The 18,181-nt window shown below is 38.5% G+C and carries 19 protein-coding genes; 18 read left to right on the forward strand and 1 reads right to left on the reverse strand.

Annotated elements, in window-relative coordinates; genetic code table 11:
- Window positions 1–88: 88 nt before the first annotated feature.
- The 5 genes from NFR27_RS01795 (at window position 89) to NFR27_RS01815 (ending at window position 4,994) form a co-directional block, all read left to right on the forward strand.
- A complete protein-coding gene (locus NFR27_RS01795) occupies window positions 89–2,158 on the forward strand; it encodes a polyribonucleotide nucleotidyltransferase (RefSeq protein WP_251440683.1) in 2,070 nt (689 codons plus the stop codon).
- Window positions 2,159–2,185: 27 nt separating this feature from the next.
- Window positions 2,186–2,635, forward strand: a complete 450-nt coding sequence (dut, locus tag NFR27_RS01800; RefSeq protein WP_251440681.1) for a dUTP diphosphatase — start codon at window positions 2,186–2,188, stop codon at window positions 2,633–2,635.
- A gap of 259 nt (window positions 2,636–2,894) precedes the next feature.
- On the forward strand, window positions 2,895–3,428 hold the full coding sequence (locus NFR27_RS01805; protein ID WP_251440680.1) for an NUDIX hydrolase: 534 nt from the start codon (window positions 2,895–2,897) through the stop codon (window positions 3,426–3,428).
- A gap of 83 nt (window positions 3,429–3,511) precedes the next feature.
- Window positions 3,512–4,687, forward strand: a complete 1,176-nt coding sequence (locus NFR27_RS01810; RefSeq protein ID WP_251440678.1) for a phosphopentomutase — start codon at window positions 3,512–3,514, stop codon at window positions 4,685–4,687.
- 1 nt (window position 4,688) lies between these two features.
- Complete coding sequence (locus tag NFR27_RS01815; RefSeq protein ID WP_251440676.1) at window positions 4,689–4,994, forward strand: hypothetical protein; 306 nt, start codon at window positions 4,689–4,691, stop codon at window positions 4,992–4,994.
- 120 nt (window positions 4,995–5,114) lie between these two features.
- Here the strand turns inward: NFR27_RS01815 and rpsT are convergent, their stop codons facing one another.
- Window positions 5,115–5,375 (reverse strand): 30S ribosomal protein S20, encoded by a 261-nt coding sequence (gene rpsT / locus NFR27_RS01820; protein WP_115309547.1) that lies wholly within the window; start codon window positions 5,373–5,375, stop codon window positions 5,115–5,117.
- 176 nt (window positions 5,376–5,551) lie between these two features.
- On the opposite strand from rpsT, the gene polA reads away from it, so the two are divergent.
- The 13 genes from polA (at window position 5,552) to truB (ending at window position 18,175) form a co-directional block, all read left to right on the forward strand.
- Window positions 5,552–8,200: a DNA polymerase I gene (gene polA, locus NFR27_RS01825; RefSeq protein ID WP_251440674.1), complete on the forward strand. Its 2,649-nt coding sequence runs from the start codon at window positions 5,552–5,554 to the stop codon at window positions 8,198–8,200.
- 71 nt (window positions 8,201–8,271) lie between these two features.
- Window positions 8,272–9,096: a bifunctional DNA-formamidopyrimidine glycosylase/DNA-(apurinic or apyrimidinic site) lyase gene (gene mutM, locus NFR27_RS01830; RefSeq protein WP_251440672.1), complete on the forward strand. Its 825-nt coding sequence runs from the start codon at window positions 8,272–8,274 to the stop codon at window positions 9,094–9,096.
- Between the two features lie 135 nt (window positions 9,097–9,231).
- Window positions 9,232–9,846: a dephospho-CoA kinase gene (gene coaE / locus NFR27_RS01835; protein ID WP_251440669.1), complete on the forward strand. Its 615-nt coding sequence runs from the start codon at window positions 9,232–9,234 to the stop codon at window positions 9,844–9,846.
- Window positions 9,843–10,409 carry a lytic transglycosylase domain-containing protein gene (locus tag NFR27_RS01840; protein WP_251440665.1) on the forward strand — a complete coding sequence of 189 codons (567 nt, stop codon included), beginning with the start codon at window positions 9,843–9,845 and terminating at the stop codon, window positions 10,407–10,409. The genes coaE and NFR27_RS01840 overlap by 4 nt, the downstream gene beginning before the upstream one ends.
- Window positions 10,410–10,472: 63 nt before the next feature.
- On the forward strand, window positions 10,473–11,135 hold the full coding sequence (locus tag NFR27_RS01845; protein ID WP_251440663.1) for a hypothetical protein: 663 nt from the start codon (window positions 10,473–10,475) through the stop codon (window positions 11,133–11,135).
- A gap of 167 nt (window positions 11,136–11,302) precedes the next feature.
- Window positions 11,303–11,761 (forward strand): ribosome maturation factor RimP, encoded by a 459-nt coding sequence (locus tag NFR27_RS01850; RefSeq protein WP_251440660.1) that lies wholly within the window; start codon window positions 11,303–11,305, stop codon window positions 11,759–11,761.
- Window positions 11,762–11,789: 28 nt separating this feature from the next.
- Complete coding sequence (gene nusA / locus NFR27_RS01855) at window positions 11,790–12,884, forward strand: transcription termination factor NusA (protein WP_251440656.1); 1,095 nt, start codon at window positions 11,790–11,792, stop codon at window positions 12,882–12,884.
- Window positions 12,884–13,156 (forward strand): RNase P modulator RnpM, encoded by a 273-nt coding sequence (gene rnpM, locus NFR27_RS01860; protein WP_251440653.1) that lies wholly within the window; start codon window positions 12,884–12,886, stop codon window positions 13,154–13,156. Before nusA ends, rnpM begins: the two co-directional genes overlap by 1 nt.
- 8 nt (window positions 13,157–13,164) lie before the next feature.
- Complete coding sequence (locus NFR27_RS01865; RefSeq protein ID WP_251440651.1) at window positions 13,165–13,470, forward strand: L7Ae/L30e/S12e/Gadd45 family ribosomal protein; 306 nt, start codon at window positions 13,165–13,167, stop codon at window positions 13,468–13,470.
- Between the two features lie 16 nt (window positions 13,471–13,486).
- Complete coding sequence (infB, locus tag NFR27_RS01870; RefSeq protein WP_251440649.1) at window positions 13,487–16,000, forward strand: translation initiation factor IF-2; 2,514 nt, start codon at window positions 13,487–13,489, stop codon at window positions 15,998–16,000.
- Window positions 16,001–16,009: 9 nt separating this feature from the next.
- Window positions 16,010–16,375, forward strand: a complete 366-nt coding sequence (rbfA, locus tag NFR27_RS01875; protein ID WP_251440647.1) for a 30S ribosome-binding factor RbfA — start codon at window positions 16,010–16,012, stop codon at window positions 16,373–16,375.
- Entirely contained in the window at window positions 16,359–17,297 is a 939-nt protein-coding gene (locus NFR27_RS01880) for a DHH family phosphoesterase (protein WP_251440645.1), read from the forward strand. Before rbfA ends, NFR27_RS01880 begins: the two co-directional genes overlap by 17 nt.
- Entirely contained in the window at window positions 17,297–18,175 is an 879-nt protein-coding gene (gene truB, locus NFR27_RS01885; RefSeq protein ID WP_251440643.1) for a tRNA pseudouridine(55) synthase TruB, read from the forward strand. Before NFR27_RS01880 ends, truB begins: the two co-directional genes overlap by 1 nt.
- The last annotated feature ends 6 nt before the right edge of the window (window positions 18,176–18,181 follow it).

Raw genomic sequence — 18,181 nt, forward strand, 5'->3', positions numbered from 1 at the left:
CGAAAAAGACTTTTATTTTATCCTATAATCCTTTACAATAAGATAGAATGTAAAAATTGTAGAAGAGTGATTCAGAGGAGGAATCGGAATGGAACAATTCCAAATGGACCTTGCAGGTCGTACCCTTACTATTGAAACAGGGGAACTTGCAAAACAAGCAGGCGGTGCAGCCTTAGTGCGTTATGGTGATACAGTAGTGTTAGTAACTGCTACAGCATCTAAAGAAGCAAAAGATATTGACTTCTTCCCATTGACCGTTGATTATGAAGAAAAAATGTATGCTGTAGGACGTATTCCTGGTGGCTTTGTAAAACGTGAAGGACGTCCGCCAGAAACGGCGATTCTTCATAGTCGTTTAATTGACCGTCCGATTCGCCCATTATTTGATAAAGGTTGCCGTAATGATGTACATGTATGTGCTACTGTACTGTCTGTAGACCAAGATAATGCCCCTGAAATTTGCGGCATGATTGGTGCTTCCGCAGCATTAGCGCTTTCTGATATTCCTTGGGCTGGCCCAATTGCCGGGGTTCGCATTGGCCGTGTTGGTGGCACTTTTGTGATTAACCCAACTGTAGCACAATTAGAAGCGAGTGATTTAAATGTAGTAGTTGCTGGTACTAAAGATGCTATTTTGATGGTTGAAGGTGGCGCTCAGGAAGTAGCTGAAGACGTATTGTTAGATGCTATCATGGCAGCTCATGAAGAAATTAAACGCATTGTAGCGTTCCAAGAAGAAATGGTAGCCGTAGCGGGCAAAGAAAAACGTGTATTGCCAACCCATGCGCTTAACGAAGAAATTTTAGCAGCTGTTAAAGAATATGCTCATGATGCATTAGATAAAGCTGTTCGTTGTGCTGATAAACAGCAACGTGATGCTCAACAAGATGAAGTATATGCTGATACAAAGGCTCATTTTGAAGAAATCTACCCAGACAATATGGCTGATGTTTCTATGGCTCTTGAAAAAATGACCAAAGAAATTGTGCGTCATATGATTACGGTAGAAAAAATTCGTCCTGATGGTCGTCAATTAGATGAAGTACGTCCAATTAGCGTTCGTGTTGGTGTATTGCCTCGGACTCATGGTTCTGGTTTATTTACTCGTGGCCAAACACAAGTACTTAATATCTGTACATTAGCTCCATTATCTGAAAAACAAACTATTGATGGTATTGGTATTGAAACAGAAAAACGCTACATTCATCATTATAATTTCCCATCTTATTCTGTAGGTGAAGCTCGTTCCTCTCGGGGGCCAGGTCGTCGTGAAATTGGTCATGGTGCTTTAGCGGAACGTGCTTTACTAGCTGTTTTACCAACAGAAGAAGAATTCCCATATGCTATGCGCTTAGTGTCTGAAGTATTGGAATCTAATGGTTCCAGCTCTATGGCGTCTGTATGTGGTAGTACCTTATCCTTAATGGATGCAGGGGTACCTATTAAAGCACCAGTAGCTGGTATTGCGATGGGTCTTGTTACACAAGGTGAACATTATACCATTTTGACAGATATTCAAGGCATGGAAGATGCTTTAGGGGATATGGACTTTAAAGTGGCTGGTACGGCAAAAGGTGTTACAGCTATCCAAATGGATATTAAAATTTCTGGTTTGTCCCGTGAAATCTTAAAAGAAGCATTAGAACAAGCTCATAAAGGTCGTATGCACATTATGGGTAAAATGTTAGCTGTTATTGAGGCTCCACGTGGCAATATGTCACCGTGGGCACCTCGCATTATTACAATGCATATTGATCCAGATAAGATTCGTGATGTTATTGGTCAAGGTGGTAAAGTAATTCGCAGCATTATTGAAGAAACGGGTGCCAAAATTGATATTGAAGATGATGGTACGATCTTTATTGCCGCTGTAGAAGAAGCATCTGCTAATAAAGCGATTGAAATTATTACTAATTTGACAAAAGAAGTAGAAGTAGGCGAAGTATACCTTGGTAAAGTAACACGCCTTATGAACTTTGGTGCTTTTGTTGAAGTATTACCTGGTAAAGAAGGGTTAGTACATATTTCTAAATTGGCTAAAGAGCGTGTAGAAAATGTAGAAGATGTTGTTAACGTAGGCGATGAAATTATGGTCAAAGTTATCGAAATTGATAAACAAGGTCGTATTAATTTGTCTCGTAAAGATTGTTTGAAATAAACTACCGATTGAAAGAGGAGTCGTTAGATGGATATACGTGGATTTGAAGTTGTCTCGCAGTATGATGATAAAGATATTGCATTACCTAGACGTAAAACAACGGAAAGTGCAGGGTATGATATTGAATGTGCCGAGGCTGTGACAATTAACCCTGGTGAAATGAAGTTAGTTGCTACAGGTCTTAAGGCCTTTATGAATTATGATGAATACTTGGCGATTCATATTCGTTCAAGTATGGCCATTAAGCGGCATCTCATGCTAGTAAATAGCACTGGGATTATTGACAGTGATTATTACAACAATGAAGAAAATGAAGGCCATATTTTAATTGCTCTTATTAATATGGGGCAAGAAGCAGTAAGTCTTGAAAAAGGTGAGCGAGTGGCGCAAGGTATTTTCTCTAAATATTTAATTACTAGTGATGATGATGCTACAGGTATTCGTACTGGTGGCATTGGTAGCACAGGTAATAATTAATTAAACAAATACTCCCAGAGTGAGTTCTGTTCTTATCTATTTTGCTTTATTGCATAAGTAATAAGAAATGAACATACTCTGAGGAGTATTTTTATTTTTCCTTTACCTTTGGTTGTAGTATGTTACAATAAATAGAGAATACCTTTCAATTTTGTAATTTTACAGTGTAGAGATTGTAAGTTTATTTAGTCGTAAATTGTTGTAAAATAGTGCTTGCGTTAACTTTTTATAACGTATAGGGCTTAGTAGGAGCGTATATATGAGTATACATAAAGAAAAACAAATATCTTCAGAAATGAAATTTGATGGGCGATTAATCAAAGTTACTTTTGATGTGGCGGAAGTAAATGGTAAAGAAGCCTGGCGTGAAGTTGTTCATCATCCGGGAGCCAGTGCCATTGTAGTTATTGATGAAAAAGGGCGCATTGTTATGGAACGTCAGTTCCGTTATGCGTTAGATTGTGGTTTATTAGAAATTCCTGCCGGTAAACTAGATAAAGGGGAAGATCCGCTGACTTGTGCTAAGCGTGAATTAGAAGAGGAAACAGGCTATAAAGCAGCAGAATGGATTTCTTTAGGACCTATTGCTACTAGCCCAGGTTTTTGTAATGAAATTATTCATTTGTTTATTGCTAAAGAGTTAAGCAAAGGGCAGACTCATTGGGATGAAGATGAGTATGTAGAGCTTGAATATTATACTTTAAACGAATTAATGGAAGCGATTCGTAACGAAGAAATTAAAGATGGCAAAACTTTGGCTGCTTTAGCATTAGCCATGCCCTATCTTAAATAACTGATAGTAGCAATAAGGCCTAATATTACATAATGTAAAGTAATAGAAAGTTGTAGTGACGTAAATAAGAATTGAGGCGTACTATGTTTAAACGAATAATTTTAATTGTCATGGACAGTGTTGGTATTGGTCACGCCGTAGATGCTAATTTATTTGGTGATGAAGGTGCTAATACTATTGGCCATATTGAAAAAGTCGGTGGGGTGTTACGTTGTCCTACGTTAAAACGTTTAGGTTTAGCAGAAATTTCTGATATTCAGCGTGATGAAGAACCCGTACAAGGGTTATTTGGTCGTCTTCATGAAAAGAGTAAAGGGAAAGATACGACTAGTGGTCATTGGGAATTATTAGGTCATCCTGTAGAGGTGCCATTTCCCACATTTTACGAAGGTTTTCCTAAGGAAGTGATGGATGCCTTTACGCGTGAAACCGGATATGGATATTTAGGTAATGAAGTGGCTTCTGGTACTGAAATTATAGAGCGTTTAGGAGCTGAGCATATAAAGACAGGCAAGCCTATTGTGTATACTTCAGCTGATTCAGTATTTCAAATTGCGGCACACGAAGATATTATTCCGTTAGAGGAGTTGTATCGCATTTGTAAGATTACTCGTGAAAAAGTATGTATTGGTGATTATTACGTGGGGCGTATTATTGCACGACCTTTTGTGGGTGAATTAGGTCATTTTAAGCGAACTGCTAATCGTCATGATTATAGTCGTATGCCAGAGAAAACCTTATATTGGGAAATTTTACAGCAGCATAAGCTACAAACTATTGGCGTTGGTAAAATTGGTGATATTTATGCTAATGTAGGTATTAGTGAATCCTATCCAACAAAATCGAATGCACATGGCATGAATGAAGCTGCTCGTTTATTAGGAGGTACTTTTAAAGAAGGCCTTATGATGATTAACTTAGTTGAGTTTGATAGCCTCTATGGCCATCGTCGTGATGTAATAGGCTATAAGCGCGCTTTGGAAGACTTTGATTACCAGTTAGGCGGTTTTATAGAATTATTACAGCCTGAGGATTTACTATTAATTACGGCAGATCATGGAAATGATCCTACATGGGCTGGCACAGATCATACTCGTGAATTAGTGCCCCTATTAGGTTATTGGAAGGGTTTACGTCGACCTGTTGCGTTAGGGGACCGTGATACTTTTGCTGATGTGGGGCAGACTATATTAGATAATTTTGGACTGGTTGGTCATATGGGCACAAGTTTTTTAGAATGTATTAAGGAGGCAAAATAGTATGAGTTGTACACATAATAAGAAAGAAATTCCTACGGATCCACAAGAAAGAGCACGCTATGATTGGGCAAAGCAGCAAACTGAAGTAGCTAAAGCACAAGGTATGGATAGTACAGAATTGCATGCTCTATTTAAATATATTATGGAGTTAGATGTAAACGCTGTGAGTCAATCTGGCACAGAGGAAGTGCATGCTGTATTTCGTCGCGCTTTAGGCCAAGCTACAACGGCGCTTGAAGCTGGTCAGCCAGTAGCTGTAGCGCTTAATTTATTCCGTTGCATTATGCATGGGGATTTGAAGAAATAATAAGAGTCGAAATGACAAAAGGAACTACGTCTCAGTTAATATTTGAGAGTAGTTCCTTTTTATATGCACAAATTAAAAAAAGCGCCGTAACTAGGTTACAACGCTTTTAGTGCCTTAGAATTATAAAGCATTCACTTTAGCAGCCAAGTTGGATTTTTTACGAGCTGCTGTGTTTTTATGAAGAACGCCTTTGGAGGCTGCTTTATCAATTACGCTAGTAGCTTGAACAAGTGCTTTTTTAGCATCTTCTACTGCGCCAGCTTCTACAGCTTCAACCGTTTTGCGTGTAGCTGTACGAATTTGAGATTTCACAGCGGAGTTTTTCGCACGACGTTCAGCGTCTGTTTTTACGCTTCTAATACTGGATTTGATATTTGGCAATTGAGTCACCTCCTTATGATTACAATAATATACCTGAATAATTATAGCATAGAGCGTATGGTTGTGCAATACCTTTGAAGGATTAGTTTTGTTATATATTTGTGATATAATAGTTTAAGATATAATAGACAGGAAAGTTTTCATACAGTATAGTTCCTATCCGTGAGAGGTGTTTTATGAAAAAATTAATGATTATAGATGGTAGTAGCTTGTTATACCGTGCTTTTTTTGCATTGCCACCCCTTAGCAATGCCCTAGGTGTACCAACGAATGCGGTGTATGGCTTTTTAACAATGCTTGTGAAATTATATAATGATTTACAACCTGATTATGTAGCGGTTGCCTTTGATAAAGGGAAAGAAACATTTCGTACAGAACTATATGCTGATTATAAAGGGAATCGGCCTAATGCGCCAGATGATTTACGTCCTCAATTTGGACTTATTCGTGAAGTACTAGAAGCTTTAGGAATTTCAGTTATCGAGCAAGAAGGCTATGAAGGGGACGATATTATTGGCTCCTTGAGTAAAAAATTAGGCAGTAAGGATACAGCTGTATATATTATTACTGGGGATCGGGATAGTTTACAACTTGTGGATGAGCATAGTACTGTGTATTTAACGAAAAAAGGGATTAGTGATATGCTCGAAGTGCGTCCTGATACAATGGCTGATGAATATGGTTATGGTCCAGAGCAAGTAATTGATATGAAAGCCCTTATGGGTGATAGTTCAGATAATATTCCAGGGGTGCCAGGTGTTGGTGAAAAAACGGCTCTTAAATTGCTAACTGAATATGGCACATTGGAAGGTGTGTATGAAAATATTGATGGCATTAAAGGTAAGTTAAAAGAAAAACTATCAGATAATAAAGAGCTGGCCTTTTTATCTCGTACATTAGCAACGATTAAAACTGACATGGATTTAGACTATACGCTAGAGGATTTTGTAACAGCGGCTCATGAAACAGAAATTGTGCCTTTGTTTGATCGATTAGGTTTTCATAATGTAACGCCACGTCTTATTAAAGCCATGGGGATTACAGCACCAGCACCATCTGATAGTGAGTCTTTATTTGCCGCTTTTGCAGATTCACCGATAGATACAAAAGAAACAGTGACTACTTTAGGGGAAACTGAAGTAAGTGCTGATTTTTATACAAATAAGGTATTAGCATTTCATTTAAAAACAGCTGGTAGCCATCCATTTAGAACGATTGATACAGTCTATGTAAGTAATGGTGAAGCAGTTGCTAAATTAGATGGTAGTACAGAAGCAATAAAAGAATTAGTGGCTTCTATGTTACAAAAGGCGGCTGGCATTGTAACGGAAGATGCTAAACTTCTTATGGAGGTAACGGGTGAAACGACACCAGGCCCGCTTGATTTATTTGATACATCTAAAGAGCCTCGAGTTTGGGATATAACCTTAATGGCCTATTTAGCAGATCCAACGCGCACTAACTATGGTATCTCTTATTTATGTGAACGTTTTGGTGCGCCTGTAGTACCTGCAAGTGGTGATGATGTAGAGTTTGTAGCTACTGTAAACGCTTTAGTCGATATGAAGTCCGTAGCTGTTGAAGTATTAACTGATAATGGCCTTTGGGATTTATATAAAACTATTGAATTGCCATTAATTCGTACATTATTGGTGATGGAAAAAAATGGCATTTATATTGACAAAGCGGCGTTAGAAGAAACGCAAGCACTCTTTGAAAAAGAAGCGGATGAACTTCGTGAGGCGATTTACAAAGAAGCGGGTGAAGAATTTAATATTAATTCACCTAAACAGCTAGGGGTTATTTTATTTGAAAAACTAAATTTGCCAGTTATTAAAAAGACAAAAACTGGATATTCTACCAATGCAGAAGTATTGGATTTATTGCGTAATGATCATCCTATTATTGAACTAATATTAAAATATCGTACAGTAGTTAAGTTGATTTCCACGTACTTAGAAGGCTTAAAACCACTGATTAATACTAAGACGGAACGTATTCATAGTACCTTTAATCAGATGGTTACAGCGACAGGTCGTTTAAGTAGTTCTGATCCTAATTTACAAAATATTCCTGTCCGTTCTGAAAAAGGCCGTGAAATTCGTGCGTTATTCTTGCCTGGTGAAGGCTATGACACTTTGGTAAGCGCTGACTACTCTCAAATTGAATTGCGAATCTTGGCCCATTTGTCAGAAGACCCTGCACTCATTAAAGCCTTTTTAGATGGTGAGGATATTCATCGTTTTACAGCCGCTGAAGTATTAGGCAAGTCTATTGAGGAGGTAACGCCTACAGAGCGTTCTCATGCAAAGGCTGTCAACTTTGGGATTATTTATGGTATCAGTGATTTTGGTCTATCCCGCGATTTAGGTATTACCCGAGGGGAAGCCAAAGAATATATTGACTTATATTTTAGTCGTTATCCAAAAGTTAAAGAATATATGGATGCTATGGTAGCGGAGGCTCATGAAACGGGGTCAGTACGTACTATGTTTGGCCGCGTACGAGCATTACCAGATATTAATAGTCGTAATTTTAATCGTTGTTCTTTTGCAGAACGTACTGCTATGAATACGCCTATTCAAGGTAGTGCAGCAGATATTATTAAATTGGCTATGAATCAAGTGGCACAGCGATTAGAAGCGGAGAAGCTCACATCTCGTTTACTTTTACAAGTACATGATGAATTAGTATTAGAAGTAGTAAAAGCAGAAGAAGCCATTGTAGAAACCTTATTAGCAGATATTATGGACAGCGTGGTAGAATTGGTTGTACCACTTATTGTGGATGTACATAGTGCTACGAATTGGGCGGATGTAAAATAATAGAGTAGATGTAAAATAATAGAGTATACGTGTTATAGATTATAAGCTAGTGAAAGAAGTAGGGTGATAGGATGCCAGAGTTACCAGAGGTAGAATTAATAAAGCGATATATTCACGAACATACAGCAGGTAAGACTGTGGCGTCCGTAGAGTCTTTGCTGCCCCGTATGTGGCGAAATTGTCCAGCGCCTATGGCAGAAGAACTTATAGTAGGACAGACCATTGAAGCAGTAAAACGGCGAGGTAAATATCTTATTATTACCTTTCAAAATACTTCTTTACAGCTTATTATTCATTTAAAGCTTACAGGGCGTTTAATCTTTAGACCTCAAGCTGAAATAGAACGATTTGATCGTATCTTATTTCATTTTACTGATGGCACTCTACTAGCCTATGGCGATGTGCGTACTTTAGGGGCTTTATATATTTTCGAATCCCCTAAGCAAATTGATTTAAAAGCTTATTTACATATGGGACTGGAGCCCTTGAGTCAATCCTTTACGAGTGGTAAACTATATGAGTTAACACGCCGTAGCAGTATGCCTATTAAACCTTTTCTATTAGGGCAACAGTATGTAGCGGGCATCGGCAATATTTATGCAGATGAAGCACTATTTTTAGCGCATGTATTACCTACACGGCCGGCAGATTCACTTACTGAAAAGGAAGTGAAAGCCTTACATCGGGCGTTACGAAAAGTATTGCGTGATAGTTTAGCGCGTGGTGGCACTAGTTTCAGAGATTATAAAAATGGTGCTGGTAATAAAGGACAAAATCAAGACTATTTGCTTGTGTATGGTCGTGGTGGCAAACCTTGTTTAGTTTGTAAACGACCATTACAAGATATGACATTACGTGGCCGCCATACTGTATTTTGTGGCCATTGTCAAAAATAAAATTAGTAGGTATAGTATATTTCTGTTAGTGAATATTTTTAGTATTAATTAGTATGACTGTCAGTACATAATATGACTTAGTATAGATATGGTGGCAGAATTATATAATAATTAATCTTCACAGTAGGAGATTGTATGTATAAAATTGGATTAACTGGTGGTATTGCATCTGGTAAGAGTACTGTTTCAGAATGGTTAGCCCAAAAAGGGGCGCCTATTATTGATGCTGATGTAGTGGCTCGTGAAGTCGTAGAACCTGGTACAGCTGGTTTAGCAGAATTAGTGGCTCATTTTGGCCCCAGCATATTACAAGGGGATGGCACCTTAGATCGGCCTAAATTAGGGGCTATTATATTTAATAATGAAGAGAAACGGCGTGAGTTAAATCAAATTTTACATCGCTATATTCATGAACGAATTGAAGAGTTAGCAAGTGAGTTTGCTAACGCGGGCCATGAAGCGGCTATTTATGATATTCCTTTACTTATTGAAACAAATTGGTATAAGGATATGGATGAAGTATGGCTAGTATCATTGGAGCCAGATGTGCAAAAAGATAGATTAATGGCTCGTAATGGATTTACGGAAGCTGAAGCGAAGGCTCGGATTGCTAGTCAGATGCCATTAGCTGATAAAAAGGCATATAGTCATGTAATAATTGATAATAATGGAACGTTAGAAGATTTAATGACTCAGCTAGCAGATTTATGGCAAGCGAAAGGTCATTTATTTGCTAAGGAGGATTCATGAGAGGCTCTACATTTTTTGCCTGGTGTATGGTCATTTTAGGAGGATATTACTTTTGGGTAGGTGAGCCATATTTAGCGCGCACCTATGCATATCCTTTAGAACATAGTGAACTTGTATACGCTGCAGCACAAGAAAATAAGGTGCCTTATTCCTTAGTGGCTGGTGTTATATTAGCAGAAAGTAAGTTTAATGAACATGCTGAATCAGCACCAGGTGCTTTAGGTTTAATGCAACTTATGCCAGAAACAGCCCATTGGATTGCTGAACAACGTAATGAAGCTAAATTAACAGATAGTGATATTCGCGAGCCGGCAACTAATATTAAGTTAGGGACATGGTATTTAGCGTATTTATTAGACGAGTTTAAAGGCAATAAAGTATTAGCGCTGGCTGCTTATAATGCAGGGCGTGGGCATGTGGAAGAGTGGATGACTCAATATGGTTGGAATTCTGATTTTGATACCATTGATGAAATTCCGTTCCCTGAAACGCGTGAATATGTGGCTACTGTGCTTAAGAATCAAGAGCATTATGAATCTCTTTATTCCGTGAAACGAGATTAGTATGCCATAGACTCTAATAGATATTTTTCATCTATTAAATCGTTAAGAAAGGACGTTCTCTTAATGGCTGATATAATAGCAGAGTGTAAAGATAGAATATATGATTTTTCATGGCTTCCTACTACTATTGGAGATTTCACATTAGTAGTGGATATAGCGGAAGATGAAGTCTTAGGTTTTCGTTTTTTTCACTATGAAAATCCTTTAGGCTGGCGTTGGGAAGCTGTATATGATAAAGAGGTCAATGATTTTACTGTTCATGTGGTTATGCCTTTATTTTCCTTTGTAGACATTAACTTTGTTTGCAACACTTGGGGTGAATTTGAGGCCGTATTACGTGAACGTGGGATAGACGGTATTACTAAGCGTTTGGTAGAACCGCAGCAAATGTTCACTTATGCGTATAAGCAAAAAGGCTTAGTTGATTGGGTCTATGATTCTGTATTACCTGAATCCATAGGCAGTTTTACTCGAGATATTGCGCCCAGTAATGGAATTTGTATGATTAATGGTTCTTTTATTATTGCTGAGTATTGTAAGTCTCAGGAGTCGTCGGGACTGCTCCTTTTCTATAATGTACTACGCGATGAATTCTTTGTAGAGTTGCGTCGTCATAATTATCCAGAAATTAATCACGATTTTGATGCGGTAACAATTCCAGAATTGGAAGAAAAATTGACAACACAATTAGAGCGTGTTTTAATCGACTTGGAAAATCGTTTGTAGTATTTGTGTTTTTGCAGTGTTCATGATATAATATACGTGATTTGATATAAGCTTTTTTAGAAGAGTGGGCCTTGGCTCACTCTTTACTTTATAGTAAAAACTCTATGCAAGTGATACGCATAGCCATGGATAACAAGTGTTACATCATATTAAAGGAGGCGATGACCATGAAAAGAGAAGCCGTCGAAGAGTTTGTGTCCTCTATTGTGGAAGGTATTGTAGAAGGTACTGATATGGAATTAGTAGATGTGGAATACGTTCGTGAACGAGATTGGTATTTGCGCGTTTACTTAGATAAGCCAGGCGGAGTTGACCTTGATGACTGTCAGCTAGTTAGTGAAAAGTTGAGCGAAGTACTGGACGCAAAAGATCCCATTAAAGAGAATTATTTGTTAGAAGTATCTTCTCCAGGACTTGATCGAGTGCTTAAAAAGGACAAAGATTTTGTACGCTATAATGGCGCCGATGTTGATGTACAACTATTTAAGCCAGTGGATGGGAAAAAACAATATACTGGTGCATTAGCTGGGTTTACGGATACGACAATTACCATTATGGTAGGTGAAACGTCGATTGAATTAGAACGTAGTGCGATTGCTCAGATTCGATTGCATTTTGAATTTTAAAACTAATAGGATATTGGAGGAATAATCAGTGAGTCAAGAATTAGTACAGGCAGTTATGGTGTTAACAAAGCAGAAGGGTGTTTCACCAGAAGTGGTGTTTGAGTCCTTAGAGGCATCATTATTGCAGGCTTATCGTAAAGAACCAGGCTCTAATCAGGAAGCATATGTAGAATTAAATCGTGAAACCGGTGAATATAAAGTATTTGCTAAGAAAACTGTAGTAGCTGAAGTAGCAGATCCTGAAAAAGAAATTGCTTTAGTTGAGGCACAACAAAAAGATATGCGCTTTGAAGTAGGCGATATTGTTGAAGTAGATGTGACGCCTAAAAACTTTGGTCGTAGCGCGGCTCATACAGCAAAACAAATGTTAATTCAACGTTTAAAAGAAGCAGAACGCAGCATTGTTTACGAAGAATATTTCAGCCGTGAAGGCGATATTATTACAGGTCTTGTTCAGCGCGTTGAAGGGCGTAATGTATTTGTCGACTTAGGTAAAACGGAAGCTATTTTACCACCAGCTGAACAAATTCCAACGGAAACATATAAAGCAGGCGATCGTATCAAATGCTATATTGTGGAAGTTAAGAAAACGACTAAAGGGCCACAGATTATGATTAGCCGTACACATCCTGGATTATTAAAGCGCTTATTTGAATTGGAAGTGCCTGAAATTTATGAGGGCGTTATTGAACTTAAATCAGTAGCTCGTGAGCCAGGAATGCGTTCTAAGATCGCTGTAGTGTCTCGTGATGAAACAATTGATGCTGTAGGCGCTTGTGTGGGTCCTAAAGGTCAGCGCGTTCAGAATATTGTGGATGAACTACATGATGAGAAAATTGATATTGTAAAATGGGATGAAGATCCAGCTATTTATATTGCAAACTCTTTAAGTCCGGCTAAGGTTATTTCTGTAGAGGTGGATGAAGAAGAGAAAACATCTCGCGTTGTAGTGCCTGATTATCAATTATCATTGGCCATTGGCAAAGCAGGGCAAAATGCTCGATTAGCAGCTAAATTGACTAATTGGAAGATTGATATTAAGAGTGAAACTCAAGCTGATACAGAAGAACCAAGTACAGCTGACTCCTCCGAATTTATCCTAACAGAGGATGGTGAGGCTTAATGAAGAAGAAATCACCACCAATGCGCATTTGTGTAGGTTGTGGCGAACTTCGAAATAAGAAAGACATGTTGCGCATTGTAGCATCTCCAGAAGGGGTTATCACTATCGACCGGACGGGGAAGGCCGCAGGTCGTGGCGCTTATATAGAGCCAAAGACAGACTGCTTTGAAACAGCCTATAAGGCTAAGCGCTTAGAGCGTTCTTTGAAACGTGCTGTTTCTGCAGATATATATGAAAATTTACGAGCTGAATTATTTCCAACTAAGGAATAAACGGGCTTATGGATAGTATTAAACTTAAAAACTTATTAGGCATGGCACAGAGGGCCGGTAAATTATTATCAGGCGACTTTGTAGCAGAAAAAGCTATCAAACGAGGGAATATCCCATTGGCTATATTAGCTTTAGATTGTGCAAAAAATAATGCTGAAAAATATAATTGGCTAGCTCAACAGCATAAGGTTCCTTTACGTGAGGTATTAACAAAGGCTGAATTAGGGCAAGCTATCGGAAAAGAACAACGAGCTATTGTTCTCGTTAATGACGCGGGATTTGCCAAAGCAATGCTCAAGGAAATAGATAATTGATTAAGGGGGCATGTAGATGTCAAAAAAAAGAATACGTGATTTAAGTAAAGAACTAAATGTAGAAAATAAACGAATTATAGATTTCTTAAGCCGCAATGGTTATGAATCAAAAACGCCAGCTAGTGGTTTAGATGAAGCCGGTGTAGCTTTAGTAGAAAAGCATTTTAAGAAAGCAGATACTTCTGTACCTAAAAAAGTAGAAGCTGCTACGAAAGTTGAAGCCCCTAAAGCTGAAGCACCTAAAACTAATTCAAAACCAGCTCATAAAACAGCAGAGCAGCCTAAGAAGCAGGATACTCATAAAGCTGCAGGTCATAAAACAGATGGTCAGAAACCAGAGAACCGTAAAGTAGCTGGTCAAACTCACAAAGGGTCTGAGCATAAGCAAGAGTCTCGCAATCAGAAACCAGCTAATAAAACTAATCAAGCTGGCCAACGTCAAGATAATCGCAATGACAATAAAGGGCAAGATCGCAATAATACTCGTCATGCGGATAAGAAGAACGAAACAAATAATCGCAATGACCGTAACGAACGTCCTAATGATCGGAAAAATAATCGTGATACCCGTGATAATCGCAATAATAAAGATGCTCGTAGCAATCGTGATGGCAATAATAACAATGATCGTCGCAATAAAAAAGATAAAAAGAATCGCAATGGTAACCGCCCGCAGTCTTTATTATCTACCTCTTTGGCAAAAAGCAAGAATCGCGTAAAACAGCGTAATGAACAAAATCGCCAACATAAAGAAGAAGAAAAACGTAAAGCAGAAGCAATGATTGCTACTCACATTGAAATTGGCCAAACATTAACAGTTAAAGAATTGGCTGAAACTATGGGCCGCGAAGTGAGTGAAATCATTAAAAAACTTATGCTTTTAGGTGTAATGGCGACAATCAATCAAGAAATTGATTTCGAAACGGCTGCTATTGTAGCAGAAGAGTTTGGTGTTAATGTTTCTGAAGCTGCACCAGAAGAAGATCCTACTGAAATTCGTGAAATTGAAGATTCTCCAGAAAGCTTACAACCTCGTCCAGCCGTTGTTACTATTATGGGTCATGTTGACCATGGTAAAACCTCCTTATTGGATGTAATCCGTCAGACTAATGTAACGGCTTCGGAAGCTGGTGGTATTACGCAGCATATCGGTGCGTATATGGTTCGCTATAAAGGGAATAAGATTACCTTCTTAGATACACCTGGCCATGAAGCATTTACAGCTATGCGTTTGCGTGGTGCTCAGTCAACAGATATTGCTGTATTAGTAGTAGCTGCCGATGATGGTGTTATGCCACAAACTATTGAAGCGATTAACCATGCTAAATCCGCTAATGTGCCTATTATTGTAGCGATTAATAAAATGGATAAACCAGGTGCTAACCCTGACCATGTAAAACAGCAATTAGCTGAACATGGTTTAATCCCAGAAGAATGGGGTGGCGATATCATAATGGTGCCTGTATCGGCTAAACAACGTCAAGGTATTGATGATTTATTAGAAAATATCTTGCTTGTTGCAGAAGTGATGGAATTAAAAGCTAATCCAAATCGTAATGCTCAAGGCGTGGTTATTGAAGCCAAGTTAGATAAAGGCCGTGGTCCTGTATGTACAGTATTAGTACAAAAAGGTAGCTTGCGTGTAGGTGACAATATCATTGCTGGCGTTGCTTATGGTAAAGTCCGTGCTATGACCAATGAACGAGGCGAAAAAGTTAAAGTAGCCCGCCCATCTATGCCAGTAGAAGTACTAGGTCTTTCTGATGTGCCACAAGCTGGTGAAATCATGGATGCCGTTGATGATAACGAAGCACGTACTATTGCAGAAAAACGTGTGGAAAAACAACGTATTGCTGAATTAGGGGCTACGCATAAAGTAACCTTAGATGATATTTTCAACCAAATTCAACAAGGTGAATTAAAAGATTTAAATATTATTATTAAAGCTGACGTACAAGGTTCTGTAGAAGCATTACGCCAGTCCTTAGAAGCTATTAAAAACCCAGAAGTGCGCATTGTTATTGTTCATGCGGCTGTAGGTGCTATTAATGAATCTGACGTAATGTTAGCTTCTGCTTCTAATGCAATTATTATTGGCTTTAATGTACGTCCAGATGCTGTGGTTCGTAAAGCCGCTGAGAAAGAAAGCGTAGATCTTCGTACATATCGCGTTATTTATGATGCTATTAATGACGTAGAAAGCGCTATGCGTGGTATGTTAACACCAGAATTTAAAGAAGTAATTCTTGGTCGTGCTGAAGTACGACAAGTAATTTCTACACCAAAAGCAATTGTTGCTGGTTCTTATATTACAGAAGGTAAGATTACGAATAAATCTGAAATTCGTTTAATTCGTGATGGTGTAGTTGTTCATGAAGGGGAAGTTGATTCCTTACGTCGCTTTAAAGATGAAGTAAAAGAAGTGAAGAGTGGTTTTGAATGTGGTATTTCCATTGAGCGTTACCGTGATATTAAAGAAGGCGACGTAATTGAAGCCTTCACAATGGAAGAAATTGCGCCACAGATTTAGGAGGCCTCAATGAGCGACGTACGTGTACGTAAATTACAAGAATTTATAAAACAAGAAGTGAGTAGCATGTTGATGCGTGGTCTTAAAGACCCACGCATCGGCTTTGTCACTGTTACTGATGTAGAAGTGACGGGGGACTTACGACAAGCAACTATTTATGTAAGTTTATTTGGTAAAGATGAAGAAAAAAAGGCTTCTTTGCAGGCTTTACGGCATGCAGCTGGTCATGTACGTAGCGAATTAGGTAAAGTATTACGTCTCCGCTATGTACCTGAAATTTCTTTTGATGCCGATACATCTTTAGATTATAGTATGCATATTGAGTCCTTGTTACAAGATATAAAAAAGGATGAAGACAATGGCAGCCATAACTAAAGAACAGTTAAAAGTTGCATTAGATGATGCACAGCATATTATTTTAACCGTTCATGTTCATCCAGATGGAGATGCTATTGGCTCCATGGTAGCCTTTTATGAAGCACTCACTAATGAAGGCAAAAACGTTACTATGGTAGTCGATGATATAGTGCCTGCTAAATACAGCTTTTTAGCACATAGCGATAAAATTAAGCAGCCTAAGGAAATGACTACTTGGGATGCAGATATGTTATTAGTGCTCGATGCCAGTACGTTTGAGCGTATTGGTGAAGTTGGTACTTATTGTAAAGCACCTATTTATAATATTGATCATCACATTTCTAATAGCCAATTTGCTGAGGCTTTATTCCTCTGTCCTGACTTTGCTGCTACTGGTGAAATTTTAGCTTATCTGTGTGATAGCTGGGGCTGGAAGATTACTGCGTCTATGGCCAATGCTTTATATATGGCGATTGCCACAGATTGTGGGTTCTTCCGCTTTAGTAACACTACGGAGCAAACCTTAAAAATGGGGGCTCTTTGCGTAGCTTGTGGGGCACAGCCTAATATTGTTTCAGAACATGTAGAAGTGACTACCATAGCGCGCATTGAAGTTATGAAAGAAGCCTTACAGACTATTCAGTTTTTTAAGGATGGAAAAGTCGCAGTTATTGCCCTTGATGAAGCATTAATGGCTAAAGTAGGGGATGATACAGATGGTTATGTTGATTTGATTCGTAATGTTGATACAGTTGATGTAGCTATTTTATTAAAAGCTGTAAATAAAAAAACGACACGGGTAAGTTTACGTGCCAAAGAAACTGATGTAAATGCTATTGCTAGCCAATTTGGTGGTGGTGGCCATGTAAAAGCTGCTGGCTGTACGATTCAGGCAGATATAGCTGGTGCGATAGCACAACTAATAGCGGTGATTCATTAATGGATGGCGTATTTCCGTTTTTGAAACCACCAGGGATCACGAGTCATGATGCTGTAGGCATTTGTCGACGTATTCTAAAAGAGCGTCGTATTGGTCATAGTGGGACATTAGATCCATTGGCCTATGGTGTATTACCTATTTTCGTAGGTAAAGCTACGCGTATTATAGAATATACTGAAAATGTAGCTAAAACCTATGTAGCAGAATGTCGCTTTGGTTATGGTACTGATACTGAAGATAGTACAGGCATACCTTTGCAGGAGGAAGTCGTGCCCAACGATGTGCCGTCTTGGCAAAGATTGGAAGATGTGATTCATTCTTTTATTGGTGAGAAAAGTCAGCAACCTTCAATATATTCGGCAATAAAAGTCAATGGTCGTCGTGCCTATGAATTGGCTCGTGAAGGGGTTGCGTTTACGCTGCCCAGTCGCACTATTACTATTTATGAATGCCAATTATTAGCCTATGCGTATCCTTATTTTACAATACGAGTAACTTGTTCGGCAGGTACTTATATTAGAGCTTTATTACGTGATATTACAACAGCCATAGGTATTCCAGGAACTATGACACAACTAGCTCGTACTGCTGTTGGTGCTTATACAATAGAGCAAGCTATTACAGCGGAGGAATTGCTAGAGCGTGGGGAGACCTGTGTTTTGCCTACAGAGTCGGCATTAAGTCATATGCCTATAGTTCAGGTATCTGAAGCTGGTTTATTAGCGTTAAAACAAGGCAAGCAATGGCCTTATGAAGCTATTGCCAATTTTGAAGGGGTAGCACAACAATTATATTGTGCCTATAGCTCAAATGGTTTCTTTGGTATAGTAGAGGGTACGGAAAGTACCTTAAAAGTAGTAAAAAATATTTTTTTATAGGAATTG

Origin of the sequence: Veillonella intestinalis (assembly GCF_943192895.1) — a bacterium.
GTDB lineage: Bacteria > Bacillota > Negativicutes > Veillonellales > Veillonellaceae > Veillonella_A > Veillonella_A intestinalis.

Coding starts and splice junctions, on each gene's coding strand:
- NFR27_RS01795 (WP_251440683.1), top strand. CDS start 89: ATGGAACAATTCCAAATGGACCTTGCAGGTCGTACCCTTACTATTGAA.
- dut (WP_251440681.1), top strand. CDS start 2,186: ATGGATATACGTGGATTTGAAGTTGTCTCGCAGTATGATGATAAAGAT.
- NFR27_RS01805 (WP_251440680.1), top strand. CDS start 2,895: ATGAGTATACATAAAGAAAAACAAATATCTTCAGAAATGAAATTTGAT.
- NFR27_RS01810 (WP_251440678.1), top strand. CDS start 3,512: ATGTTTAAACGAATAATTTTAATTGTCATGGACAGTGTTGGTATTGGT.
- NFR27_RS01815 (WP_251440676.1), top strand. CDS start 4,689: ATGAGTTGTACACATAATAAGAAAGAAATTCCTACGGATCCACAAGAA.
- polA (WP_251440674.1), top strand. CDS start 5,552: ATGAAAAAATTAATGATTATAGATGGTAGTAGCTTGTTATACCGTGCT.
- mutM (WP_251440672.1), top strand. CDS start 8,272: ATGCCAGAGTTACCAGAGGTAGAATTAATAAAGCGATATATTCACGAA.
- coaE (WP_251440669.1), top strand. CDS start 9,232: ATGTATAAAATTGGATTAACTGGTGGTATTGCATCTGGTAAGAGTACT.
- NFR27_RS01840 (WP_251440665.1), top strand. CDS start 9,843: ATGAGAGGCTCTACATTTTTTGCCTGGTGTATGGTCATTTTAGGAGGA.
- NFR27_RS01845 (WP_251440663.1), top strand. CDS start 10,473: ATGGCTGATATAATAGCAGAGTGTAAAGATAGAATATATGATTTTTCA.
- NFR27_RS01850 (WP_251440660.1), top strand. CDS start 11,303: ATGAAAAGAGAAGCCGTCGAAGAGTTTGTGTCCTCTATTGTGGAAGGT.
- rnpM (WP_251440653.1), top strand. CDS start 12,884: ATGAAGAAGAAATCACCACCAATGCGCATTTGTGTAGGTTGTGGCGAA.
- NFR27_RS01865 (WP_251440651.1), top strand. CDS start 13,165: ATGGATAGTATTAAACTTAAAAACTTATTAGGCATGGCACAGAGGGCC.
- infB (WP_251440649.1), top strand. CDS start 13,487: ATGTCAAAAAAAAGAATACGTGATTTAAGTAAAGAACTAAATGTAGAA.
- rbfA (WP_251440647.1), top strand. CDS start 16,010: ATGAGCGACGTACGTGTACGTAAATTACAAGAATTTATAAAACAAGAA.
- NFR27_RS01880 (WP_251440645.1), top strand. CDS start 16,359: ATGGCAGCCATAACTAAAGAACAGTTAAAAGTTGCATTAGATGATGCA.
- truB (WP_251440643.1), top strand. CDS start 17,297: ATGGATGGCGTATTTCCGTTTTTGAAACCACCAGGGATCACGAGTCAT.